Origin of the sequence: Streptomyces odontomachi, assembly GCF_024435355.1 — a bacterium.
GTDB classification, from domain to species: domain Bacteria; phylum Actinomycetota; class Actinomycetes; order Streptomycetales; family Streptomycetaceae; genus Streptomyces; species Streptomyces odontomachi.
Genome location: NZ_JAMJWG010000011.1, coordinates 178,494 through 204,126, shown reverse-complemented (window position 1 = coordinate 204,126; position 25,633 = coordinate 178,494). Strand labels below are relative to the sequence as shown.

The 25,633-nt window shown below is 70.7% G+C and carries 15 protein-coding genes and 2 pseudogenes; 9 read left to right on the top strand and 8 right to left on the bottom strand.

Annotation, left to right across the window (positions count from 1 at the left end):
* Positions 1-16: 16 nt before the first annotated feature.
* From NQO67_RS23050 to NQO67_RS23030, 5 genes are all read right to left on the bottom strand, one after another.
* On the bottom strand, positions 17-1,213 hold the full coding sequence (locus NQO67_RS23050; RefSeq protein WP_255952057.1) for a YVTN family beta-propeller repeat protein: 1,197 nt from the start codon (positions 1,211-1,213) through the stop codon (positions 17-19).
* 459 nt (positions 1,214-1,672) lie between these two features.
* Positions 1,673-2,176: an ATP-binding protein gene (locus NQO67_RS23045; protein WP_308295691.1), complete on the bottom strand. Its 504-nt coding sequence runs from the start codon at positions 2,174-2,176 to the stop codon at positions 1,673-1,675.
* 231 nt (positions 2,177-2,407) lie between these two features.
* On the bottom strand, positions 2,408-3,175 hold the full coding sequence (locus NQO67_RS23040; RefSeq protein ID WP_255952055.1) for an enoyl-CoA hydratase/isomerase family protein: 768 nt from the start codon (positions 3,173-3,175) through the stop codon (positions 2,408-2,410).
* Positions 3,176-3,392: 217 nt separating this feature from the next.
* Positions 3,393-4,532 (bottom strand): L,D-transpeptidase, encoded by a 1,140-nt coding sequence (locus NQO67_RS23035; RefSeq protein WP_255952176.1) that lies wholly within the window; start codon positions 4,530-4,532, stop codon positions 3,393-3,395.
* A gap of 386 nt (positions 4,533-4,918) precedes the next feature.
* Positions 4,919-6,124 (bottom strand): L,D-transpeptidase, encoded by a 1,206-nt coding sequence (locus NQO67_RS23030; protein WP_255952054.1) that lies wholly within the window; start codon positions 6,122-6,124, stop codon positions 4,919-4,921.
* A 439-nt stretch (positions 6,125-6,563) separates the two neighbouring features.
* Between NQO67_RS23030 and NQO67_RS23025 the strand changes: the two genes are divergently transcribed.
* From NQO67_RS23025 to NQO67_RS44815, 3 genes are all read left to right on the top strand, one after another.
* Positions 6,564-8,588, top strand: coding sequence for an ABC transporter ATP-binding protein (locus NQO67_RS23025; protein ID WP_255952053.1), 2,025 nt, complete (start codon positions 6,564-6,566; stop codon positions 8,586-8,588).
* On the top strand, positions 8,585-10,591 hold the full coding sequence (locus NQO67_RS23020) for an ABC transporter ATP-binding protein (RefSeq protein WP_255952052.1): 2,007 nt from the start codon (positions 8,585-8,587) through the stop codon (positions 10,589-10,591). The genes NQO67_RS23025 and NQO67_RS23020 overlap by 4 nt, the downstream gene beginning before the upstream one ends.
* A 401-nt stretch (positions 10,592-10,992) precedes the next feature.
* The gene (locus NQO67_RS44815; RefSeq protein WP_255952051.1) at positions 10,993-11,202 is read left to right on the top strand and encodes a hypothetical protein; all 210 of its coding nucleotides are present in this window, start codon (positions 10,993-10,995) and stop codon (positions 11,200-11,202) included.
* On the opposite strand, the pseudogene NQO67_RS44810 reads toward NQO67_RS44815, so the two are convergent.
* Together NQO67_RS44810 and NQO67_RS23005 are read right to left on the bottom strand one after the other, a co-directional pair.
* Positions 11,202-11,261: pseudogene (locus NQO67_RS44810) on the bottom strand (hypothetical protein); the annotation flags it as partial. The gene NQO67_RS44815 and the pseudogene NQO67_RS44810 overlap by 1 nt on opposite strands.
* Positions 11,262-11,518: 257 nt before the next feature.
* A complete protein-coding gene (locus NQO67_RS23005; RefSeq protein ID WP_255952049.1) occupies positions 11,519-12,376 on the bottom strand; it encodes a LysR family transcriptional regulator in 858 nt (285 codons plus the stop codon).
* 70 nt (positions 12,377-12,446) lie between these two features.
* Here NQO67_RS23005 and NQO67_RS23000 point away from each other — a divergent pair, with 70 nt between their 5' ends.
* The 4 genes and pseudogenes from NQO67_RS23000 to NQO67_RS44615 all read left to right on the top strand — a co-directional run bounded on the left by NQO67_RS23000 (position 12,447) and on the right by NQO67_RS44615 (position 18,418).
* Positions 12,447-13,178: an SDR family oxidoreductase gene (locus tag NQO67_RS23000; protein ID WP_255952048.1), complete on the top strand. Its 732-nt coding sequence runs from the start codon at positions 12,447-12,449 to the stop codon at positions 13,176-13,178.
* Positions 13,179-14,439: 1,261 nt separating this feature from the next.
* Positions 14,440-16,527, top strand: coding sequence for a M4 family metallopeptidase (locus NQO67_RS22995; protein ID WP_255952047.1), 2,088 nt, complete (start codon positions 14,440-14,442; stop codon positions 16,525-16,527).
* Positions 16,528-16,975: 448 nt separating this feature from the next.
* Positions 16,976-17,869, top strand: a pseudogene (locus NQO67_RS44620) (M4 family metallopeptidase); the annotation flags it as partial.
* Positions 17,861-18,418, top strand: coding sequence for a M4 family metallopeptidase (locus tag NQO67_RS44615; RefSeq protein WP_374119069.1), 558 nt, complete (start codon positions 17,861-17,863; stop codon positions 18,416-18,418). The pseudogene NQO67_RS44620 and the gene NQO67_RS44615, both read left to right, overlap by 9 nt.
* 155 nt (positions 18,419-18,573) lie before the next feature.
* Here the strand turns inward: NQO67_RS44615 and glgP are convergent, their stop codons facing one another.
* The gene (gene glgP, locus NQO67_RS22985) at positions 18,574-21,333 is read right to left on the bottom strand and encodes an alpha-glucan family phosphorylase (RefSeq protein ID WP_255952044.1); all 2,760 of its coding nucleotides are present in this window, start codon (positions 21,331-21,333) and stop codon (positions 18,574-18,576) included.
* Positions 21,334-21,792: 459 nt separating this feature from the next.
* On the opposite strand from glgP, the gene NQO67_RS22980 reads away from it, so the two are divergent.
* Both NQO67_RS22980 and treS read left to right on the top strand, forming a co-directional pair.
* On the top strand, positions 21,793-23,811 hold the full coding sequence (locus tag NQO67_RS22980; RefSeq protein WP_255952043.1) for an alpha-1,4-glucan--maltose-1-phosphate maltosyltransferase: 2,019 nt from the start codon (positions 21,793-21,795) through the stop codon (positions 23,809-23,811).
* A complete protein-coding gene (treS, locus tag NQO67_RS22975) occupies positions 23,798-25,564 on the top strand; it encodes a maltose alpha-D-glucosyltransferase (protein ID WP_255952041.1) in 1,767 nt (588 codons plus the stop codon). Before NQO67_RS22980 ends, treS begins: the two co-directional genes overlap by 14 nt.
* Positions 25,565-25,633 lie beyond the last annotated feature (69 nt).

Here is a 25,633-nt window from a genome sequence, read left to right as displayed (position 1 = left end):
CGCCCGCGTGCACGGGTCAGCGGAAGACTCCGGTGTGGCCGAGCGAATAGCGTCCCGGCTGGGGGTAGACGGCGAGTCCGTGCGGCCCGTCGCCGACCCGGATGCGGGCGAGCTGGGCGCCGGTGCGGGTGTCGATGGCGTACACCTCGGCGTTGTAGCGCCCCGACAGCCACAGCACCCGCCCGTCGGCCGAGACGCCGCCCATGTCGGGGCTGCCGCCGCCCGGCAGCCGCCACTTCCTGGTCAGCTCGCGCCGGCCGAAGTCGAAGACGGAGATGGTGCCCTCGCCCCGGTTGGAGATGTACATCTCGCGGGCGTCCCGGCTCACGTACAGCCCGTGTGCGCCCCGCCCGGTGGTCAGCAGCGCCGGCTGGCCGAACCGGTCGCCGTCCAGCACCCAGATGCCGTTGGCCGTCATGTCGGCGACGTAGAAGGTGCTGCCGTCCGGGGAGAGCTTCACGTCCTGCGGCATCGCACCGTCGAAGGGCAGCTTCTGGTGGGCGACGACGGCCATCTTGGCCGTGTCCACCTTGAGCAGCTCACCGGAGAACTCGCAGGAGACGACGAAGTACCGGCCGTCCTTGGAGAAGTCGGCGTGGTTGACACCCGCACAGCCGACCGGGACGGTCTTCTGCACCTTCATGGTGTGCGGGTCGCGGAAGACCAGCTCGTGGTCCTTCGAGGCCATCACGACGGCGTGCCGGCCGTCGGGCGTGAAGTAGAGGTTGTACGGGTCGTGCACGTCGACGGTCTTGCCGGCCTTGCCGGTCCTGGGGTCGATGGGGGTGAGCGTGTTGCCCAGGTCGTTGTTGACCCAGAGGGTCTTCAGGTCCCAGGAGGGCACCACGTGTTGCGGCTGGTGGCCGACCGGGATCGTCTCGAGCACCCGGTAGGTGGTGGGGTCGATGACGGTCACCGTGTCGGAGTTGGTGTTGGGCACGTAGATCCGGGACGGGAAGTCCCTGACCTCCGGAGCGAGCATGCCGGGGCGGTCGGCGGCGTAGACGTTCGTCGGGTCCAGCACCGGTGGCATGCCCGGCAGGCCGCCCTCCGGGTCGGGCCCTGCGCTGCGCCGGGCCGGTGGGGCGGACGGGGTGCCACTGCCGTGGCCCTGCGGGTGCCGGTCCTGCGCGGACGTGCCGCAGCCGGCGAGGGCGACGAGCAGCACACCAGCGAGCAGGGCTGCGGCGCGCTGAATACGTTCCGGGTACACAGTCAGCAGACTGGCGTGGAATGCGACGTTCGGCGAACGGTGCGGGGTATCCGCGTGAACACCGTCCGCGCACGCCGTCCGGGCCACCCGAACGGCCACTCCGACGCCCACGACGATCGAGCGCCTTCCGATCGCACCAGAAACCAGGAAGTCCTACCAACTATTCCCAGGCGAGTGACACACCTCACCTACGAATCCATCGACAGATGAGGCATTTAATGCCTTTTGACCGATTAACGAGGTTGGTCGGAGGGCGTCGGTCTGCCATAGTCGAGATCACGGCTCCCGCGGCCCGGATGCACACCGGGTCAGGGCGACCCCTGGGGGCCCACCGGCCGCCGCGGTCCCCATCCCCCGAGTTCCGCGGCATCCCGACAGCAGCCCCCGCCCGCCCCACGAAGGCGCACGGGGGCTGCTGGCATTGCCGTGCACATCCGGGTTTGCGTGCGCAGGGCGCGTTCAGGAAATGCGCATCTCGAACCACGTCGCCTTGCCATGCGGTTCCAGGTCGACGCCCCAGCGGTCGGAGAACTCGTCGACGAGGTAGAGGCCCCGGCCGGAGACGTCGAGTTCCTGGACGGGCATCAGGCAGGGCAGCCCGCGCGAGGGGTCACGCAGTTCGACACGGATGCAGTGACGGGCGCGCAGGTATCGCATCCGCAGGCCGAAGGTGCGGGCGCCGGTGTGCCGCACGGCGTTGCCGACCAGTTCGGAGACGAGCAGCACGGTCTCCTCGGTCAGCCGTGGACCGAGGCCCCACTGACGGAGCACCACGAGCTGGGCGAGGCGGCGCGCGGTCGCCGCGGACTCCGGGCGCGACGGCAGTCGCACCTCGCCTTCGGCGGGGTTGCCGTACAACTCCAGTGCCTTCAGCGCCCGTTCGTCCTCGACCGCCGGCGACCAGCGTGCCGCGACGGCACCCGCGTGCCGCCTCGGCTGCTCCACACCTTCCAGGCCCGCCATGCCCCCCATCATGGCCGCCCGGAGTACCCGCCGCGGCCGTTCGCAGGAATCACCGAGGGGTGGTCCCCGATGTCCGGATTCTCGTATGGCATATGCCACTGGTATGACACATTCCGATGTTCGAGCCCTGACCTGTGTGGACCACCCCTCTTTCGAAGGCCGCTCTGCACGGCCTTCACGAGCTCCCGGACAAGATCTTCCTCAGCAGCCCGGGTAACCCGAAAGAGGCATTCAGCTGAACCGTGCCTTGCCGGGCCCCTCCTCCACGAAGCTGCGCATGCCGCGCTCGCGGTCCTCGGTGGCGAACAGGCCGGCGAACCAGGTGCGTTCCACCGCGAGGCCGGTGTCGATGCCGGCGTCCAGGCCGGTGTCGACGGCCTCCTTGGCGGCGCGCAGCGCCAGGGCTGGGCCCTTGGCCAGCCGGGCGGCCCACGCGTGCGCCTGCTCGTACACCTCGGCGGCGGGCACCACACGGTCCACGAGACCGAGGGTCAGCGCCTCGTCGGCGGACACCTGGCGGCCGGTGAAGATGAGGTCCTTGGCGCGGGACGGGCCGATCAGCCGCGCCAGCCGCTGGGTGCCCCCGGCCCCCGGGATGAGGCCGAGCAGGATCTCCGGCTGCCCGATCTTCGCGCTGTCGGCAGCGATGCGGTAGTCCGCGCAGAGCGTCAGCTCGCAGCCGCCGCCGAGCGCGTATCCGGTGATGGCGGCGACCACCGGCTTGGGGATGCGGGCGACGGCCGTGAAGGAGTCCTGTAGGCCACGGCTGCGTTCGACCATCGCCGCGTGGTCCATGTCTCGCATCTCTTTGATGTCCGCGCCCGCGGCGAACACCTTCGGGCCGCCGTAGACGACCACGGCCCGCACGTCCGCGCGCTCCGCGGCCTCCTCGGCGAGCTCCTTGAGACGGTCCTGGATGGCGATGTTCAGCGCGTTCATGGGCGGCCGGTCCAGGCGCAGGGTCCCGACGCCGTCGGCGACTTCCAGATGCACAGTCATGCAGAGCAGGTTAGCGGGCGTTAACGACGGCCGGGTGCCCCGGCGGCGAGTGAGCCGAAGGGCGCGCGGGTGCCCCATCTCAGCGAGTGAGCCGAAGGGCGCGCCGGTGGTGAGAGGCCGAACGCGCGGAGGCCCGACGGAGTCGGGCTGAGCACGATCGGTCTCTCACCACCGGCTGAGGCGCCCGGAGGCGAACCGAGCCACAAAAAAAGGGGTATCACTTCGTCCAGTCAGCCCAGGACATGTTCCAGCCGTTCAGGCCGTTGTCCGGCTGGATCTTCTTGTCCTTGGAGTTCTTGACGATGACGATGTCGCCGATCAGCGAGTTGTTGTAGAACCACGCGGCCGGCTGGTGACTGTCGTAGGCGCCCTTCACGTCCCGGATGCCGACGCAGCCGTGGCTGGCGTTGTAGTTCCCGAAGGCGCCGCCCGCCCAGTAGTTGCCGTGGATGAAGGTGCCGGAGGTCGACAGCCGCATCGCGTGCGGTACGTCCTTGATGTCGTACGCGCCGCCCAGGCCGACGGTGTGGCTGTCCATCCGGATCTGGTGGTACTTCTCGCTGATCACCATCTGGCCGTTGTACGTGGTGTGGCCGGGCGAGCCCGAGGTGATCGGGATCTTCTTGATGACCTTGCCGTCGCGCTCGACCTTCATCTGGTGCGTCTTGGCGTCGACGGTGGAGATCTGCGCGCGGCCGATGGTGAACGTCACCGACTTGGCCTGGGTGCCGTAGACGCCCGACCGGCCCTCGACGCCGTCCAGGTCGAGCTTGGCCGTGACCTTGGTGCCGGGCTCCCAGTACTCCTCGGGGCGGAAGTCGAGACGGTCGTTGCCGAACCAGTGGCCCTTGACCTCCACCTTCGGCTCGGTCGTGATCGTGATGGCCTTCTCGACGTCCTCAGGGTGCGTGATGCCACGCGTGAAGTTCAGCGAGAACGGCATGCCGACGCCCACCTTGGAGCCGTCCTCCGGCGTGAACCTCCCGATGAAGGTGTTCTGCGCCTTCAGCGTCTTGAACGTGGTCTGCTCGACGGTCTCGCGGCCCTGGGAGTTCTTGGCCCGGGCGTGGACCGTGTAGGTGGTGGACAGCGCCAGGTGACCCGAGGGGCGCCAGCTCGCGCCGTCCTCGGACAGCATGCCGTCGACCGGGTGCCCCTTGGAGTCCTCGACCTCGACCTGGGTGAGCCGGCCACCGGACGCGCTGACCTTGAGGGCGCCCGTGGTGTCCACGGAGTCCGCGCCGTCCTTGGGGCTGACCGTCACCGCTGCCTTCGGCACGGGCTTCGGCGAGGCCTTGCCGTTCTTGCCGCCGCCGTCCGAGTCGTCGCCGCCACACGCGGTGGCCAGCAGGAGCATCCCGCACACCAGGGCCGGCAGGGCCACGGCGCGCCGCCGGGCCGCGGTCCGGCGCGGGGTGGTGCCTGCGGTGCCCGTGGTGCGCTGCTTGCGCAGCCGTATCAGGGCAGGTATCCGATGCCGGTGGGGTGCGTCCTGCCCTGCGTCGACCGATATCCCCGACATCGCCCGCCCGTTCACGTCTTTTCTCCCCTCGCACGCCTGACCAGGCACGTGCGCACCGCACACGGCAACGCACTCCGCGTCAATTAATCACATCGGCTCCCCTCGATGACTCCCCGCGATGGTCACCTTTCAGTCTCAACACGGGCGAGGGACCGGGTGGTTGCCTGCGAACCCGCACCATCCGGGGCGCATGCGGCACGGCGGACGGGTGGGACACCAGGTCAGGCCGTACCTTCGCGCCAGGCGCGCCAGCTCATGTTCCAGCCGCCGAGGCCGTTGTCCGGGGCGACCTCGCGGTCGTCGGAGTGCACCACTTCGATCACGTCACCGATGAGGCTGCGCTCGAAGAACCAGCCCGCGGGCGTCTCGGAGTCCCCGCCCTGCACATCCCGCAGGCCCACGCAGCCGTGGCTGACGTTGTCGTTGCCGAAGACGTCGTCCGACCAGTAGTTGCCGTGCACGAAGGTGCCGGAGGCGGTCAGGCGCAGTGCGTGCGGCACGTCGGGGATGTCGTACTCCCCGTCGAAGCCGACCGTGCGGCCGTCCATCCTGGTCTCGTCGAGCATCTCGCTGACCACCATCTTGCCGTTGTACGTGCTGGTCCCGGAGGCGCCGGCAGTGATCGGCAGGATGGTGACGAGCTGGCCGCCGCGGCGCACCTCCATGGTGTGCGCCGCGACGTCCACCTGGCTCACCTGGTCGCGCCCGACGGTGAACGCGATCGTGCGGTTCCGCCGCCCGTACACGCCCGGCGCCGCCACCACGTCGCGCAGCCGCAGCCGCACGCTGACCCGGGTGCCCGGCCGCCAGTAGCTCTCGGGACGGAAGTCGAGCCGGTCGTGGCCGAACCAGTGCGGGGCGATGGGCACGGCGGGGTGGGCGGTGACGCGGATGGCGCGCTGCACGGCGGCACGGTTGCGGATCGGGTGGTCGAACCGCAGCGAGACGATCATTCCGGTGCCGACCGTGGCGCCGTCCACGGGAATCGCCTCGCTCGTGAAGTGGTGCGCCGGGACGATCGTGCGGAACGCGACGTGCCGCGCCGACCGCCGCCCGTGCCCGTCCAGCGCCACCGCGTCCACGGTGTACCGCGCGTCCGTGGCGAGCCTGCCGCCCGCCGGCCGCCAGGACAGGCCGTCCGCCGAGACCCGACCCGGCACGCGGACCGTCCGGGCGTCCTGGTGCCGCACGACCCGCACCGACGTGAGCCGCCCGGCGCGCACCCGCACCCCGATCCGCCGCCCCAACGGCACGTTCCGGCTGCCGTCGAGCGGGGCGACCACGATGGTGTCCGCAGCCGCGTGCGCCCCGCCGAACCAGGTGCCCGACGTGCATCCCGAAGCCGCCGCCAACAACGCGCCCCCGGCGAGCAGGGGGGCCACCAGTACGAGTCCTGCGCGCCGCGCGCGCCTCACTACGCGTTTCACGCCTGACCCAACGACAGCGGTCCGGCGGGGAAACGCGCGTGCACCCCCGCGGACCAGCGGCGACACCGGAGCGGGCGACACACGAACGGCCGGACCGGGCGGTGCACGCCGGTCCGACGCCGGTGGCACGCCGGTCCGACGCTGATGGCCCCGGCGCGGACGGTGGGCCGGTCGGGTCGCCGGTCGCCGTCGGCCGTCGCCGACCGCTGCCGGGCAACCGCCCGTTCGGCCGCCCCGACCACGCCTCCGGTGCAGTGGCCCGGAGGGTCCCACCCGGTGCTCCGGACCGGGGCCCAGTCGCCCGGAAACCGCCCACACCCAGCGGCTTTCGGCACACCTGCCCCAGAACGGCCTAAGACCGGCGGACGAGCCCGATCCGCCCAAGGGCCGAGGAAAACTCGGTGGGCGGCGTCAGCTGCAATCCGTAGGCTCGCTCCTGATGTCCGATAAACAGGTGCCCGGCAGGAGGCGTTCCACGGCGCACTCCCTGCTGCGGCTGTGGCCATATGTGCGCCGCGTGCGTATACGACTGTTCAGCGCGGCGGTGGTCGCGACGGTCGCGTCCTGCGTGGGTCTGGTGATCCCGCTCACCCTGAAGTGGATCGTGGACGGCCCGGTCGCCCACCGCGACCCGGGCGGCGTCTGGCTCGGGGCGCTGTACCTGCTGCTGCTCGGTCTGACCGAGGCGGGGCTGTTCGGGCTGCGGCGGTGGCTGGTGGCCCGCCCGCTGGCGGGTGTCGAGGCGCGGATGCGGGCCGATCTCTACCGCCACCTCCAGCGGCTCCCGGTCTCCTTCCACGACCGCTGGGCCTCGGGCCAGTTGCTGTCGCGCGGCACGACCGACCTCATGTTGCTGCGCCAGTTCCTTGCCTTCCCCCTGACGTTCCTGCTGGTGAACGGCACGACGGTACTGATCGGCATGATCATCTTGCTGGTACAGCAGTGGTCACTCGGGCTGGTGCTGCTGGCCCCGGCAGCGCCGCTCATCGTGCTGTGCGCGCTCTTCGAGCGGCACTACACCAAGGTCGCGCGCCGGGCGCAGGACCAGGTCGGCGATCTGGCGACGGTCGTCGAGGAAGCCGTGCTCGGCATCCGCATCATCAAGGGCTTCGGCCGGCACCGCAGCCAGGCGCTGGCCTTCCGCGCGCAGGCGCACACCCTGCGGGGCACGGAGCTGGCGAAGGCGCGTCTGCTGGCCTCGATCTGGGCGACCATCACGACGCTGCCGGAGCTGGCCATCGGCGCCGCGCTGGTGCTCGGCTGCCTCCAGGTCGCCCGCGGCGAGCTGTCCGCCGGCACCCTGGTGGCCTTCCTCTCCACCGCACTCGCCCTGCGCTGGCCCATCGAATCCATCGGTTTCCTGCTCGCCATGACCCAGGAGTCGGCCACCGCCACGGAACGGTATTTCGAGGTGATGGACGAGCCACGCGAGACGGAGCGGACGGAGCAGACGGACGGGATGGAAAAGGCGGAGGGGAGGGAACGGACGGACGGGATGGAGAAGGCGGAGGGGGCGGGCCCTCATGCGCCTCCGGCCGTCGCCGCGACCGTCACCGCCTCGTCCCGCCCGGGCCTCGTCTTCGAAGACGTCGAGTTCCGCTACCCCGATGCCCCGGCCGGTGCAGCCCCGGTGCTGAGCAGCGTGGACCTGCACATCACCCCGGGCGAGACCATGGCCCTGGTGGGCGCCACGGGGTCGGGCAAGACGACCCTCACCGCGCTCGTGCCGCGGCTGTACGAGCCGACCCGGGGCCGTATCACCCTGGACGGCGAGGACATCACGGCGATCTCACGCGAGCGACTGCGCACCCTCGTCGCCGTCGCCTTCGAAGAGCCCACGCTGTTCTCGGCGAGCGTCGCGGAGAACGTGCTGATGGGCGGCACGGACACGGCAGGCGACGACGCGTTGCGGCACGCCCTGGCGGTGGCCCAGGCGGACTTCGTCACCGCACTGCCCGAGGGGGCCCGCACGCAGGTCGGCGAGCAGGGCCTGAGCCTGTCCGGCGGCCAGCGGCAACGGCTGGCGCTGGCCCGGGCCGTGGTGGGCCGCCCGCGCTTCCTCGTCCTGGACGACCCGCTGTCCGCCCTCGACGTGCACACGGAGGCGCTGGTCGAGGCGGCGCTGCGCCGGGTCCTCACGGACACCACCGCCCTGATCGTCGCGCACCGACCGTCGACCGTGCTGCTGGCCGACCGGGTGGCGCTGCTGTCCGAAGGCCGGATCGTCGCCGTCGGCACCCATCAGGAGCTGCTGCGCAACAACGCCCAGTACGCCTGGCTGATGTCCGCGGACCCCGTGAACCCTGTGACCCCCGTGAACCCCGTGAACCCTGTGAACCCCACGGACCGGGCAGACCGGGCGGCCCACGGGTCGCCGGCGGCGCTCACGTCAGCCACACCCGCGCCCGCCCTGCCCGGGGACCCGCCCCCGGCGCTCGCACCCGCAGAGGGGACCGACCCATGACCACGGTGCCCACCAGCACCTCCCCGGAGGCCGACGACGGCGACGACAGGAACGCCGCCACCGGCCCCGACGGCACCACCGGGCCGGTCGCACGGGGCACCGCCACCCCCCAGCAGCCCCTGGAACCCCAGGAACCCCAAGACCCGCAGGAACCCCAAGACCCGCAAGAACCCCAAAAACTCCAGGACCTCGCCGACCCCACCGACCCCACCGACTCCTTCACCCGCGACACCCTGCCCGTCCCGAAAGGCGCAACGGGCGCGCTGCTGCGCTCGTTGCTCGCGCCGATGCGCCCCCGAGTGGTGCTCACCACCGTGCTCTTGCTGTTCCAGCAGGCGGCCGTGCAGGCGGGGCCGCTGCTGGTCGCCTACGCCATCGACCGCGGGGTGCCCGCGGCCGGGCGGCACGACTACGGACCGCTTGTCGCCGTCGGCGCCGGCTACGCGTTCTGCGCCCTGGCCTCCGGCGCCCTCCAGTACGCGTTCACGGTCACCTCGGCGCGGGTCAACCAGGACGTGCTGCTGGATCTGCGCGGGCGGATCTTCCGGCACGCCCAGGCGCTCAGCCTGGACTTCCACGAGCGGTACACCTCGGGCCGGCTGATCGCCCGCTCCACCACCGACGTGGAGTCGCTGCGCGAGCTGCTCGGCGAGGGGCTCCAGGAGCTGATCACCGTCATCCTGTCCTTCGTCTCCATCGCGGTGCTGCTGCTCTGGCTCGACCTCGGCATCGGCGCCGCCGCGCTGGTCTCCTTCCTCCCGCTGCTCCTGCTGGTGCGGCGGTACCGACGGCGGGCCGCGGAGATCTACGGGAAGCGGTCCACGGCGATCGCCGCGGTCATCGTGAAGTTCACGGAGACGGTGAACGGCATCCGCCCGGTGCGCGCCTTCCGCCGCGAGAAGGTCAACGACACCGCCTTCGACCTGCTCAACCGGCGCCACGAGCGCTACAACGGCGATGCGACGGTGGAGATGGCCCGCTACGTGGTCAGCTCACGCCTGGTGGCCAACACGGCGGTGGCGGCGATGGTGCTCTGGGGCGCCTACCGGGTCGCCGGGGGTTCCCTGGCGCTCGGGGTGCTGGCTGCCGCGGTGCTCTACCTGCGGCGGCTGTACGACCCGATCGACCGGCTCGGCATGTTCCTCAACTCCTACCAGTCGGCGGCGGCCTCCCTGGAGAAGATCGCGGGGCTGCTGGCGCAGGCCCCGTCCGTGCCCGAGCCGGAGTCCCCCAAGCCGCTGGCGGAGCGTGACCCCGGCCTCCCGGGGCGGGCGGTGGTCTTCGAGGACGTGCGGTTCGCGTACCGCACCGGCGGCGAGGTGCTGCCCCGCTTCGACCTCACCGTCCCGGCGGGCGAGACGGTCGCCGTGGTCGGTGCCACCGGCGCGGGCAAGTCGACCCTGGCCAAGCTGCTCGCGCGGTTCTACGACCCCACCGAGGGGCGCGTGCTGCTGGACGGCACCGACCTGCGCGACCTCTCGACGGCGGATCTGCGGCGCGGGGTGGTGATGGTGACCCAGGAGGCGTTCCTGTTCTCCGGCACCGTCGCCGAGAACATCGCCATCGGACGCCCGGACGCCACCCGCGCGGAGATCGAGCAGGCCACGAAGGCGATCGGGGCGCACGAGTTCATCACCTCCCTGCCGGAGGGCTACGACACCGACGTGCGCAAGCGCGGCGGGCGTATCTCGGCGGGGCAGCGGCAGTTGGTGGCGTTCGCCCGTGCGCTGCTCGCCGACCCCGCGGTGCTGATCCTGGACGAGGCGACCAGCTCGCTGGACATCCCGGGTGAGCGCGCGGTGCAGCACGCCATGCACACCGTGCTGCACGGGCGTACCGCCATGGTGATCGCGCACCGCCTGTCCACGGTCGAGATCGCCGACCGGGTGCTGGTCATGGCGGACGGCCGCATCGTCGAGGACGGCCCGCCGGCGACGCTCATCACCGACGGTGGCGCCTTCGCCGACCTGCACCGGGCCTGGCGGGACAGCGTGGCGGGCTGACGTTCTCGGTGCGCCCAGGGGGGCACGCCCTGGACGGGCGCACCCCGCCCCCCTCCACCGGGTCAGTGGCCCCGTACGGTCCGGGGCGCCCCCGTACCCCCGGCGGCGGCCTCTCGGTCTCGCCCCGGCTGATCAGTGGGAGACATCGCCTGGTGCCGGGGGTGCGCGTTTCGCACGGCGGTGGTGGAGACGGCGCGCAAGGTAGCGCGGCCGGTGTGGGTGATGCCGACGGGATGGCCGAGGTTGCTGGTCATGGCCACCGCCTTCCTCGTGACCGCATAGCGTGACCAATGGTGACGCACCGACGCGGACACGCTGTACACGGGGTGCGGTGCCGGGTACGAGCGGTGCGGCGTTACAGCGTCCCGGCGGGGGCGCTAGGCCAGGGAAGGCGGTGGACGATGGCAGAGCATGCGGGTACGGATATGGGTAGGGGACCGGAGGCCGTTCCGGAGGAGGACGAAGTAACGGCCGTGCAGGTCGGGGACGGTTGGGAGAACGAGGACGGTGCCGCGCGGCGCCCCGATGGCCAGGCCGGCAAAGGCGTGGTCACCGCGTTCGGCGAAACCCGCCGGCCCTGCTCGAACGCGGCGACCGTTGAGGGCGCGTAGCCGATGCGCTTGCCGAACTGCTCGCGGTCGAGTCCGGCCCGTAGCCGCAGCGTCTTCATGCACCGCTGCTACGAGTGCAAGGCAGAACTCTCTCTGGCCTCCGCCGGGATCGCCACAGCCCTGCCCTGCTCTGCTACCGCCGTCTTGCCAGCTAGCGGCTTGGCTCGGATTGTCGACCGCGTAATTGGTTCGCCGTCCGATGCCCGTCATTCTGCCTCCAGGTGTGATCTCGATGGTGGCCGTCGGGGCGTCCTGGAGTGTTCGCACGCCTGCGGGCATGGGCGAGGGCGCCTCCCACCCCGCGTGTCTCCCCGCTCTACCCGCCGTGGCCCGTCGCCTTGCCCGCCACGGCGGCGGCCGCACGGACGAAGGCGGCCAGGGCTGGGGAGGTGGCGTGCTCGGGCCAGGCGAGCACGAGCGTGGTGGGGGCGGCATCATCGACTGGGACAGCGACCAGGTCGTCGCGGAGCTGGTCGCGGATGGAGGAGGGGAGGACGGCGACCATGCGGCGCAAGGCGATGAGGTGGAGAAGCTGCGCAAGGTCGTGGACCTCGGGTCCGTGTGAGCCGCCCTCAGATGCGCCCGGCCAGCGGGGCAGGGGCTCCCCGGCGAGGTCGTTCAGGCAGACCCGGGTACGGCCCGCGAGGCGATGCGAACTCGGCACCACGAGAAGTTGAGTCTCGGTCAGGAGGTCCTGGGTGTCCAGGCCGGTGAGGTCGTGGTGGGGGCGGTGAAGCAGGGCGGCGTCGGCACGACCCTCCCGCAGGAGGCTCTCACGCTCGCCGAAGCTGCACACCAGCTCGACCGGCAGCGCACCCGGCTCAGCCTGATAGGCGTCGAGGATCGCGGGCAGCAGGCCACCGTCGCCGCCCGGCTTGATGACCAGGACCAGACGCGGGTCGGCGCGGCCGGCCCGCCGGGTGCGGCGGGCCGCGGCCGACGCGGCGTCGAGCACCGTACGGCTCTCGCGGAGCAGGACGGCCCCCGCCTCGGTCAGTGCGACCCGGCGACTGCCACGTTCCAACAGGGCTACGCCCAGCCGTCGTTCGAGCTGCTGAATGGCGCGGGACAGCGGCGGTTGGGTCATCCCCAGCCGGGCGGCCGCCCGACCGAAGTGCAGTTCTTCGGCGACAGCGGTGAAGTAGACGAGCTCGCGGACCTCCAGTCTTTCCATACCCGCACGGTATCGCTGCGCACCTGATCGGTGTTGGAACTCCCGGCCGCCCCCGTGATGGGCTGAACGCATGACAGAAACCACGACTGCCCTGGTCACCGGCGCCAACAAGGGCATCGGGCGCGAGGTCGCAGCCCGGCTCGCCTCGCTCGGCACGAACGTCCTGCTGGCCTCGCGCGACCCGCACCGCGGTGCGGCAGCCGCAGCCGACCTGGGCCCGCGGGTGCACCCGGTCACCCTGGACGTCACCGACCGCGCCGGCGTCCTGTCCGCCGCCCGCTGGATCGAGGAGCGCTTTGGCCGGCTGGACATCCTGGTCAACAACGCCGGCATCTCCGGCGACCTCGCCGCCCAGAGCCCTGGCAGTGTCGAACTGCCCGCTGTACGCGAGGTGTTCGAGACCAACGTGTTCGGCGTGATCAGCGTGACCACCACGATGCTGCCGCTGCTCGCCCGCTCCCCCGCCGCCCGGATCGTCAATGTCAGCAGTGGACTGGGCTCCATCGCCCGGATGACCGATCCCGAGGACTACTTCACAACCCGGCCCCCGCTGGCCGCGTACGTCCCGTCCAAGACCGCACTCAACTCGCTGACCGTGCAGTACGCCAAGGAACTGCGCAGCCGCAACATCCTGGTCAACGCCGCCGATCCGGGGCCGTGCGCGACCGACCTCACCACCGCGTTCCCCGGCCTCACCCGCACCGCGGCCGACGGCGCGGCCGTGGTCGTCCGGCTCGCCACGCTGCCCGATGACGGGCCGACCGGCGGCTTCTTCGACGAGCACGGCCCGGTTCCCTGGTGAGCTGCCTGCCAGGGAACCGAGGGACGGGGTGGTGGGGGTCAGCACGGACGGGATGGGCGAGCCGGAGACCGCGCCGGCGCCCGACGGGCCGCAGCGCCCGGGTTACCCGCCGACCGCCCCGGCAACAGCCGTCGGTCGGCGGGGTGCCGCCACCGGCCAGGGCATAGCCACCAGAGCAACGGCGGCCATCGTCACCGAGATGTTCACCCTGCCGGACGTGGAGTACCTGGACATCGCGCACGACCTGTCCACCACCTCTAGGCCCTGTCGTCAAACTCCCGTCTGCCTGGCGGCGTCATGCACGCCCTCTCGCCGCACCGGGCACAAGCCCACGTACATCCAGTACGCGGACTCGCGCCCGGCACTCCCCCAAGCTCTTCGAGCAGGGGGGACCCCCAGAGCACGCACCTGACGCCGCCGAGCCGCCCTTCGGGCAACGACGGGAGTTTGACGACAGGACCTAGCGCCGGGTACCGCGCCGGTTGGGCTTCACCGAAGTCCTGCGTGAACAGGGAATACCGCCAGCAGTTCCCTCGGGCAGCAGGATCGTCGCGGTCTGGCGGCTGGACCGTCCCACGCCGCTGGTTGACACCCCCTGCCCATAACCAGCCGAAACCCGCCGAGCCCAGCTCCCGCCTCTTCGGCACCGAACGAGACGACCTCTTGAGGCAGTGAGGGAGCGCCCAGGCGGAACGAGACCGAAACGTCGCCACCGGCATCCGGGGCCACCCCCTAACGGCGCGAGCCCACGGCCGCGCGCTCCCCCACGTGCACTCGCTCGTCACGGGCGGCCAACCGTCCGCCCCGCCGCGCACGCCCGCGTGCGAGACATTCAGCCGAGGGTCGATTTTCAGCCAGGTTTACGCGCGTCACATTTCTGCGAACATACCTCTGAGACGTGTCCGGAACGGCCCCCTGGCGTTCTGAACATCCGAATACCCCATACGGGAAACGGGAGGACAACCACGTCGCCCGGGTTCGCCTATCGAACATTACTCTCCGGGCACCGGACCGTTTCCGGCCAACCTGCTGACGCGCTCCTGACAATCATCGGGCCGCCTGCGACGCTTCACGCTAGCCAGGGTGCACAAGTCGGGCGCACGTTCCTCACATCCGGTTCGCCGGGCTCCGCATCCTCCCGCTCGGCCGGGGACCCCCCGGCCAAGCACCGCTGTATCCGCACGTACCCGCACGGGTTCCGCCAGCCCTGCCCGGACGGTCACCCAGCCGCCCGGCCCCCCTCTGGTCGCGCTTCGCGGCCATGCAGAAGGAGTCAGTGTTGAGACACACCTCCCGAAGAGGCAGCTCCCACAGATCGGCCTCCCACAGATCCGCCTTCACCGCCGCCAGCACCTTCGTCGCCGTGGCCGCGCTGCTGTCCATCGGCGCCCAGGCGGGAACCGCCGCCGCCGCGGACAAGCCGGCGTCGCAGGCCACGAGCCAGCACCCCACCCCGCGGCTCGGTGACATCGACCGCGGCGCCATGGCGGCGGATCTGACCCCCACCCAGCACGCCGACCTGATCAAGCAGGAGCAGGCCGCCACGGACAAGACCGCCGCCATCCTGGGCCTCCCGGCCAAGGAGAAGCTGGTCGTCAAGAACGTCGTCAAGGACAAGGACGGCACCACCCACACGCACTACGAGCGCACCTACGACGGCCTGCCCGTCCTGGGCGGCGACTTCATCGTGCAGGCCAAGGACGTCACCAGGACCCAGGGCTTCGTCCACCCGATGATGAAGCACCTGGGCAGCCCGAAGACGGCGGCGAAGATCTCCGCGGGGACCGCCACGGACAAGGCCCTCGGCGTCGCGAAGACCCAGGGCGCCAAGCAGGCCGACGCCAAGGCGCCGCGCAAGGTGATCTGGGCCGGCTCCGGCACCCCGACGCTCGCCTACGAGACGGTGGTCGGCGGCTTCCAGAAGGACGGCACGCCCAACCAGCTGCACGTCATCACCGACGCCGCCACCGGCAAGCAGCTGTACAAGTACCAGGGCATCGAGACCGGTACGGGCAACACCGAGTACAGCGGCACGGTGACGCTCGGCACCTCGCAGTCCGGGTCGACGTACACGCTCAACGACACCAGCCGCGGTGGCCACAAGACGTACAACCTGAACCACGGCACCTCGGGCACCGGCACCCTCTTCTCGGGCTCCGACGACGTGTGGGGCGACCACACGGCGAGCAACGCGGAGACCGCGGGCGCCGACGCCGCCTACGGTGCCCAGGAGACCTGGGACTTCTACAAGAACACCTACGGCCGTAACGGCATCGCCGACGACGGCCGCGCGGCGTACTCCCGGGCGCACTACGGCAACAGCTACGTGAACGCCTTCTGGGACGACTCGTGCTTCTGCATGACGTACGGCGACGGCTCGGGCAACGCGGACCCGCTGACGGCGCTCGACGTGGCCGGCCACGAGATGTCCCACGGTGTCACCTCGAACTCCGCAGGACTCAACTACAGCGGTGAGTCCGGCGGCCTGAACGAGGCCACCAGCGACATATTCGGCACCATGGTCGAGTGGTACGCGAACAACTCCGCGGACCCGGGCGACTACCTCATCGGCGAGAAGATCGACATCAACGGTGACGGTACTCCGCTGCGGTACATGGACAAGCCGAGCAAGGACGGCGGCTCCGCGGACTACTGGTCCTCCGGCGTCGGCAACAAGGACGTCCACTACTCGTCCGGTGTGGCGAACCACTTCTTCTACCTGCTCTCCGAGGGCAGCGGCGCCAAGGTGATCGGCGGCGTCAGCTACAACTCGCCGACCTACGACGGCTCGACCGTCACCGGTATCGGCCGCGACAAGGCCTCGGCGATCTGGTACAAGGCGCTGACCGAGCAGTTCACGTCCACCACCAACTACGCGAGCGCCCGTACCGGCACGCTGAACGCGGCGGCGGCCCTCTACGGCTCGGGTTCCACCGAGTACAACGCGGTCGCGAACGCCTGGGCAGGCGTCAACGTCGGCTCCGGCTCGGGCGACCCCGGCGACCCGGGCGACGGCACCTTCACCAACGACACCAACGTCAACATCCCGGACACGTCCGACGCCTCCTCGTTCATCGACGTCTCCGGCATCGGCACCGCGGGCATCATCCAGGTCGACGTGAGCATCGTCCACTCCTACAGCGGTGACCTGGACGTCTACCTCTTCGCGCCGAGCGGGGACTACGCCCAGCTGGTGCAGAACGACCCCAGCGACTCGACCCCGAACATCGACGCCTCCTGGCAGGTCGACGCGACGGGTGAAGCCGCGGACGGCACCTGGGAGTTGTACGTGGTCGACAACTACTCGGGTGACACCGGCTACATCGACAGCTGGAGCATCACCTTCTAGCGGTACACCACAGGAACAGGTACGCCGCGGGTAACGCAAAGGGGCGCCGGGCCGGTCGGGTCAACCGATCGGTCCGGCGCCCCTCTTGCTCCGTCTTCACGCGTTCCGTCCCCATCCGGAACGGGCCGTTCGCATTACGGGCACCGATCATCGCTCAACGGACGAGTTTCGGCCAACATATGGACACACTCATGACATGTACATCGAGGCGATGACAGGCTGCCCGGACGGGAGCACTCCACACCTGCCTCCTCTACCCGGGTAGACCCCCACGTCTCCGGGTTTCACACCTCACAAGGGAGCCTGCGTGACCCCCCACATCACTCGCAGAGGCAAGGTTCTGGCCATCGCCACCTCCGTCGCCTCCGGGGCACTGATCCTCTCCGGCATCGCCGGGCCGGCGTCCGCCAAGACCGCCCCCTCGACCGCCGCCCCCTCCGCCGCCCCGATGAGCCTCACCGGCGCGGCCCACACCGACCTCATCAAGGCCGCCAGCGCCAGGACCGCCGAGACGGCGAAGGCCCTGGGCCTGGGTGCCAAGGAGAAGCTGGTCGTCAAGGACGTCGTCAAGGACCGCAACGGCGCCACCCACACCCGCTACGAGCGCACCTACGACGGCCTGCCCGTACTCGGCGGCGACCTCGTCGTGCACACCACCGAGTCCGGCAAGACCAGCCAGGTCACGCGCGCCACGAAGGCCGACATCGCGGTGCCGACCGGCACCGGCACGCTCGCAGCGAAGGCCGCACCCGAGGGCGCCCGCAAGGTCGTCTGGGCCGCCTCCGGCACGCCGACGCTGGCCTACGAGAAGGTCGTCACCGGCACCGCGAAGGACGGCACGCCCCAGAAGCTGCACGTCATCACGGACGCCGCCACCGGCAAGAAGCTCTTCCAGTACGACGCCATCCACACCGGCACCGGCGAGAGCGAGTTCAGCGGCTCGGTGACGATCGGCACCAAGCAGGGCAGCGGCGGTTACGTGATGACCGACGACTCCCGCGGTGGCCACAGCACCTACAACCTGAAGAACGGCACCAGCGGCAAGGGCACGCTCTTCACGGACTCCGACGACAAGTGGGGCGACGGCACCGTCAACGACCCGGCCACCGCCGGCGTCGACGCCGCCTACGGCGCCCAGGAGACCTGGGACTACTACAAGTCCGTGCACGGCCGCAGCGGCATCGCCGGTGACGGCGTCGGCGCGTACTCGCGGGTCCACTACGGCAACAACTACGTCAACGCCTTCTGGGACGACTCCTGCTTCTGCATGACCTACGGCGACGGCGAGGGCAACAAGGCCCCGCTGACGGCGATGGACGTGGCCGGGCACGAGATGAGCCACGGCGTCACCTCCACCACCGCCGGCCTGAACTACAGCGGTGAGTCGGGCGGTCTGAACGAGGCGACCAGCGACATATTCGGCACCGCGGTCGAGTTCCACGCCGACAACCCCGAGGACCCGGGCGACTACCTGATCGGCGAGAAGATCGACATCTTCGGCGACGGTTCCCCGCTGCGCTACATGGACAAGCCCAGCAAGGACGGCGCCTCGCTGGACTCCTGGAGCTCCAGCGCCGGCAGCGTCGACGTGCACTACTCGTCCGGCATCGCCAACCACTTCTTCTACCTGCTCTCCGAGGGCAGCGGGAAGAAGACCGTCAACGGCGTCGACTACGACTCCCCGACCTCCAACGGCTCGACCGTCACCGGCATCGGCCGGGACAAGGCCGAGCAGATCTGGTACAAGGCGCTGACCGAGTACTTCACCACGACCACGAAGTACGCGAGCGCCCGCACCGGCACCCTGAGCGCGGCGGCCGACCTGTACGGCGAGGGCTCGGCCGAGTACAAGGCCGTGGACGCCGCCTGGGCAGCGGTGAACGTCAGCTGAGCCCTGAGCGTCATCCGCGGGTGAGCACCTGCTGACCCGGCGGCCCGTGGCCCGATGACGGGCCGCCGGAACACCACACGGCGGGCGGTGTGCGGGACCTTCGAGGTCACGCGCACCGCCCGCCGCCGTCTTACCCTGCACATCGCGCCCCGGCCCTACCGCAGCAGCACCCCCGCCTCCCCGCCCGCGGCACCGCCCTGGTCCTCCGGCAGGGCGACCAGGCCCAGTTCGGCACCGGAGGCCAGCAGCGGATGGGCGGGCAGGATGCGGACCGTGTAGCCGAAGGGTCCGGTGCGGCCCAGGGTGAGCGGCCCCTCGTAGGTCCAGCGGTCCGCCAGGTCGGGCCCGGAGGACGGCTTCAGCGGGAAGGAGGACGCCTCCGTGATGCGGTCCTCCGCGTCGACGCGGCCGGTGACCGCCTGCACCTCCACGTCGTCCGGGGAGAGGTCGCCAAGACGGACCCGGACCCGCAGGGCGTGGGTGGCGCCGAGCTCCGCCGTGTGTGCGGCCAGCGGCGCCTCCACGTGGTCGACCGCGACCCGCGGCCAGGCCGCGTGCACCCGGGCCTTCCAGGCGGCGAGCGCGCGGGCCGCCGCCGGGTCGAGGGCGCGGTGCGCCCGCGCGGCCGGCGCGTACAGGCGCTCCACGTACGCCCGCACCATGCGGGAGGCCTGCACCTTGGGGCCGAGTCCGCTCAGGGTGCGGCGGACCATCTCGATCCAGCGGTCCGGCAGGCCGCTCGTGCCGCGTTCGTAGAAGCGCGGGGTGATGGCGTTCTCCAGCAGGTCGTAGAGCGCGCTCGCCTCCAGGTCGTCACGGCGGTCCTCGTCGATCCCGGAGCCGTCGGCAGCGCGGTCGGGTGGTGGCCCGACGGCGCCGGCGCCCGGCGCACTGCCGATGCCGTCCGCCGTGGGGATGGCCCAGCCGAAGTCCGGCTCGTACCACTCGTCCCACCAGCCGTCCAGGACGGAGAGGTTGAGGCACCCGTTGAGCGCGGCCTTCATGCCGGAGGTGCCGCAGGCCTCCAGCGGGCGCAGCGGGTTGTTCAGCCAGACGTCGCAGCCGGGGTAGAGCGACTGCGCCATCCCCATGCCGTAGTCCGGCAGGAAGACGATGCGGTGGCGCACCTCTGGATCGTCCGTGAAGCGGACGAGTTCCTGGATGAGGCGCTTGCCGCTCTCGTCCGCGGGGTGCGCCTTGCCGGCCACCACGATCTGCACCGGCCGCTCGGGGTGCAGCAGCAGCCGGGTGAGCCGCTCGCGGTCGCGCAGCATCAGGGTGAGGCGCTTGTAGGAGGGGACGCGGCGGGCGAAGCCGATGGTGAGGACGGACGGGTCGAGCGCGTCGTCGATCCAGGCCAGCTCGGCGGGGGCGGCACCGCGCTCCAGCCAGGAGGCGTGCAGCCGGGTGCGCACCTCGCCGACGAGCCGGCCGCGCAGCTCGCGGCGGAGCTGCCAGACGGCCTCGTCCGGGATGGCGTCGGTGTCCGCCCAGCACGCCGCGGTGCGCTCGGCGTCGGTGGTGTCCGGGTGCTCGCCGGCACCGCCGCCGGCCTTGCCGGGCCCGGCGTCCGCGGTGCCGAGGGCCCGGGCGAGCAGCCGGTCCGCCTCGGGTGCCACCCAGGTGGGTGCGTGCACTCCGTTGGTGATGGCGGTGATGGGCACCTCGTCGGCGTCGAAGCCGGGCCACAGGCCGGCGAACATGGCACGGCCGACGTGGCCGTGCAGCAGCGAGACACCGTTGGCCCGCTGGCCGAGCCTGAGGCCCATGACGGCCATGTTGAACAGGGCGGGATCGCCGCCCGGGTAACTCTCCTGGCCGAGCCGGAGGATCCGTTCGACGTCGGCGTCCGGCAGCTCGGCGTCGGGTCCGAAGTGGCGGGCGACCAGCTCGCGGTCGAAGCGGTCGATGCCGGCCGGTACGGGCGTGTGGGTGGTGAAGACGGTGCCCGCGCGCACCGCCTGGAGGGCCGCGTCGAAGTCGAGGCCCTGCCCGGCCAGCTCGTGGATGCGCTCCACGCCGAGGAAGCCGGCATGGCCCTCGTTGCTGTGGAAGACCTCGGGTGCCGGGTGGCCGGTGATCCGGCAGTAGGCGCGCAGGGCGCGCACCCCTCCCATGCCGAGCAGCATCTCCTGGAGCAGCCGGTGCTCGCTGCCGCCGCCGTAGAGCCGGTCGGTGACCTCTCGTTCGCGCGGGGCGTTCTCCTCGACGGCCGAGTCGAGCAGGAGCAGCGGGACCCGGCCGACCTGGGCGCGCCAGATGCGGGCCCGCAGGTCGCGTCCGCCGGGCAGCGCGAGCCGGACGCGGGTGAGGGTGCCGTCCGGCTCGCGCAGCGGGCTGAGCGGCAGCTCGTGGGGGTCGAGCACCGGGTAGTGCTCCTGCTGCCAGCCGTCCCGGGCCAGGCTCTGCCGGAAGTAGCCGTGGCGGTAGAGGAGTCCCACGCCGATCAGCGGGACGCCGAGGTCGCTGGCGGCCTTGAGGTGGTCGCCGGCCAGGATGCCGAGGCCACCGGAGTACTGCGGTAGCGCGGCGGTGATGCCGAACTCGGGGGAGAAGTAGGCGACGGCGGCGGGCAGCGCGGTGTCGCCGGCGCCGGCTGCGCCGACCGGATCCCTGGGGTGTCGCTGGTACCAGCGGTCGCCGTCGAGGTACGCGGTCAGGTCGGCGTCGGCAGCGGCGAGCCGGCGCAGGAAGTCGTCGTCGGTGGCGAGCCGCTCCAGCCGGGCGGGCGGCACGCTGCCGAGCAACCGCACCGGGTCGCCGCCGGCACCATGCCAGCGGTCGGGGTCCACTGCGGCGAAGAGGTCACGGGTCGGGGGGTGCCAGGACCAGCGCAGATTGCGGGCCAGGCGACTGAGGGGGCGAAGCGGTTCAGGAAGAACCGGGCGTACGGTGATCCGACGGATAGCCTTCACATATCCACCTTTGCAATCCATTTAGGACCTTGCAACGGGGCGCGCAGCGCACGGGGCACCGATGCCGGCCCCCGCCAGGGGCAGACCACGGCGCACGGATGGACGGCGTGTCACAGCGCGCGCCCTGCGCATCGCTCGCGATCTGAGCAAGCGTCAGAGCGACCGGGTGCGCGCCCGAGCCGCCCGGGTAAGGCTCACCCGGTATGCGGCGCGCCGGCGCGGCCGCCGATGGAGTGAACTGAGCGAACGCGGACAGGAGCAGCCATGCCCGCAAACCCGCCAGCCGCCGCCCGCACCGATAAAAAGGTCAAAACAACCTTTACGGTGTGCTGTGCCGGCGCTGCCGCGTCGGCTCGGCCCGATCGACGTCCTCTCCCCCACCGGTCCGCGCGCCGCTCCGCCCGCGCCGCGCGCGCCTCCCCCCACCGTGCACGCCCCACCCTCCCCCCAGGTGATCCCATGCTCGGCCGTATCCCCGTCCTGGACGTACACCCCTTCGTCGACCGCGGGCGCAGACCCGCCAAGTCGGTGGCCGGTGAGGCCTTCGACATCACCGCGACCGTCTTCCGTGAAGGCCACGAGGCGGTGGGCGCCAATGTCGTGCTGCGCGGCCCGAACGGCCGGGGCGGCACCTGGATCCCGATGCGCGAGCTGGCCCCGGGCACCGACCGCTGGGGTGCCACGGTCGCCCCGGCGGTGGAGGGCCGTTGGAGCTATCTGGTGGAGGCCTGGGGGGACCCGGTGGCCAGTTGGCGGCGGGCCGCCGCGGTGAAGGTCCCGGCCGGCGTCGACACCGAACTGGTGCTGGCCGAGGGCGCCGCGCTGCTCGAGCGTGCCGCGGCCGGGGTGCCCAAGAGCAAGGGCCGCCGTGAGCTGGTGCTGGAGGCGGCCGACGCGCTGCGCGACACCACGCGCCCGGCCGCCGACCGGCTCGCCGTCGCGCTCGCCGACGAGGTGACGGCGGTGCTCGCCCGCTATCCGCTGCGCGAGATGGTGACCGCGTCGCCGCGGCTGTCGTTGCTGGTGGAGCGCAAGAGGGCGCTGTTCGGGTCCTGGTACGAGTTCTTCCCGCGCTCGGAGGGCGCCCGGCCGGGCGCGGACGGCGGGGCGCCGGTGAGCGGCACCTTCCGGACCGCGGCGGAGCGGCTGCCCGCCATCGCCGCGATGGGCTTCGACGTGGTGTACCTGCCGCCGATCCACCCGATCGGCACCACGTTCCGCAAGGGCCGGGACAACGCCCTGGCGGCCGGGCCGCACGATGTCGGGGTGCCCTGGGCGATCGGCTCGCCGGCGGGTGGGCATGACGCGGTGCACCCGGATCTCGGCACGCTCGACGACTTCGACGCGTTCGTGCGGCGGGCGGCCGACCTGCGTCTCGAGGTCGCCCTCGACTTCGCCCTGCAATGCTCCCCTGATCACCCGTGGGTGCGCGAGCACCCCGAGTGGTTCCGGCAGCAGCCCGACGGCAGCATCGCGCACGCGGAGAATCCGCCGAAGAAGTACCAGGACATCTACCCGCTCTGCTTCGAGCGTGACATGCCCGGGATCGTCACCGAGACACTGCGCATTCTGCGCTTCTGGATGGCGCACGGGGTGCGCATCTTCCGCGTGGACAATCCCCACACCAAGCCGGTGGTGTTCTGGGAGCAGGTCATCGGCGAGATCAACCGCACCGATCCGGACGTCGTCTTCCTGGCCGAAGCGTTCACCCGTCCGGCGATGCTGAAGACGCTGGCCGCGATCGGCTTCACGCAGTCGTACACCTACTTCACCTGGCGCAATTCCAAGCGAGAACTGACGGAATATCTCACGGAACTCACCGGGGAAACCGCCTCGTATCTACGGCCGAATTTCTTTGTGAACACTCCGGACATCCTGCACGAATATCTTCAGAAAGGCGGGCGTCCGGCCTTCGAGGTGCGCGCGGTCCTGGCCGCGACACTCGCACCGTCCTGGGGCGTGTACAGCGGATTCGAGCTGTGCGAGAACGAACCGCTGCGGGCGGGCAGCGAAGAGTACCGGAATTCCGAGAAATACGAACTCCGGCCACGCGACTGGGAGGCGGCCGAGCGCGAGGGGCGCACCATCGCACCACTGATCGCCGCCCTGAACCGTATCAGACGCCGTAGCCCTGCTCTACAACAGCTCAGAAGTCTTGATTTCCATGACACCGACGACGAATCAGTGATTGCCTATTCGAAAGCCGCTGCGTGTGACCGTGGCACGAACACGGTGCTGGTGGTCGTCAACCTCGACCCCCACAACACCCATGAAACCTCGGTGTCATTGGACATGCCGCGGCTCGGGCTCGACTGGGACGAGCCCCTGCCGGTGCGCGACGAGCTCACCGGCGAGACCTATCACTGGGGCAGGACCAACTATGTGCGACTGGAGCCGGCACGTACCCCGGCGCACATCTTCACCGTCCTGCGACCGTCCCCGCCGATCGGAGGGTCACCAGCACATGATCGTCAATGAACCCGTCCCGGACACCTTCGAGGACACCCCCGCCAAGGACCGGGACCCGGATTGGTTCAAACGCGCCGTCTTCTACGAGGTCCTGGTCCGGTCGTTCCAGGACAGCAACGGGGACGGCGTGGGCGACCTCAAGGGCATCACCGCCAAGCTGGACTACCTCCAGTGGCTCGGCGTCGACTGCCTGTGGCTGCCGCCGTTCTTCAAGTCGCCGCTGCGTGACGGCGGTTACGACGTGTCCGACTACACCTCGGTGCTCCCGGAGTTCGGCGACCTGGCCGACTTCGTGGAGTTCGTGGACGCGGCCCACCAACGGGGCATGCGGGTGATCATCGACTTCGTGATGAACCACACCAGCGACCAGCACCCGTGGTTCCAGGAGTCCCGCACCGACCCCGACGGACCCTACGGCGACTACTACGTCTGGGCCGACGACGACAAGCAGTACCAGGACGCCCGGGTCATCTTCGTCGACACCGAGGCCTCCAACTGGACCTTCGACCCGGTGCGCAAGCAGTACTACTGGCACCGGTTCTTCTCCCACCAACCCGACCTCAACTTCGAGAACCCGGCGGTGCAGGAGGAGATCCTGGCCGCGCTGCGCTTCTGGCTGGACCTCGGCATCGATGGATTCCGACTGGATGCGGTGCCCTACCTTTTCACGCAGGAGGGCACCAACTGCGAGAATCTGCCGGCCACCCACGCCATGCTGCGGAGGGTACGCGCCGAGATCGACGCGCATTACCCCGACACGGTACTGCTGGCCGAGGCGAATCAATGGCCTGAAGATGTCGTCGACTATTTCGGGGATTTCACGAAGGGCGGCGACGAATGCCATATGGCATTCCACTTCCCGGTGATGCCGCGTATCTTCATGGCGGTCAGGCGGGAATCGCGCTACCCGGTCTCGGAAATCCTCGCCAAGACGCCCGCGATTCCGTCCGGCTGCCAGTGGGGAATCTTCCTGCGTAATCACGACGAGCTGACGCTGGAAATGGTCACGGACGAAGAGCGTGACTACATGTACGCGGAGTACGCGAAGGATCCGCGTATGCGCGCCAACATCGGCATCCGCCGCCGTCTCGCCCCGCTCCTCGACAACGACCGCAACCAGATCGAGCTGTTCACCGCACTGCTGCTGTCCCTGCCGGGCTCGCCGATCCTGTACTACGGCGACGAGATCGGGATGGGCGACAACATCTGGCTCGGTGACCGGGACGCGGTGCGCACCCCGATGCAGTGGACGCCGGACCGCAACGCCGGCTTCTCCTCCTGCGACCCGGGCCGGCTCTTCCTGCCCACCATCATGGATCCGGTCTACGGCTACCAGGTCACCAACGTCGAGGCGTCCATGTCCTCGCCGTCCTCGCTGCTGCACTGGACCCGCCGGATGATCGAGATCCGCAAGCAGAACCCGGCGTTCGGCCTGGGCCGCTACACCGAGCTGCCGTCCACCAACCCGGCGGTGCTGGCGTACCTGCGCGAGTACGACGGTGACTCCGGCGAGGACACCGTGCTGTGCGTGAACAACTTCTCCCGGTTCGCCCAGCCGACCGAGCTGGACCTGCGGGCCTTCGAGGGCCGCCACCCGGTGGAGCTGATCGGCGGGGTGCGGTTCCCGGCGATCGGCGAATGGCCGTATCTGCTCACCCTCGCGGGTCACGGCTTCTACTGGTTCCGGCTCCGCAAGGACACCCCTGCGACGGCGGCGGGCACTGCGGTGACCACGGCGTCGGCGGCCGGTATCGACCGCTAGCCACGCACCCGGGCGGGTCGGCCCCACCCCGTTCCGCCCGGGCCAAACCGACCGAGTCCGTACGGACCA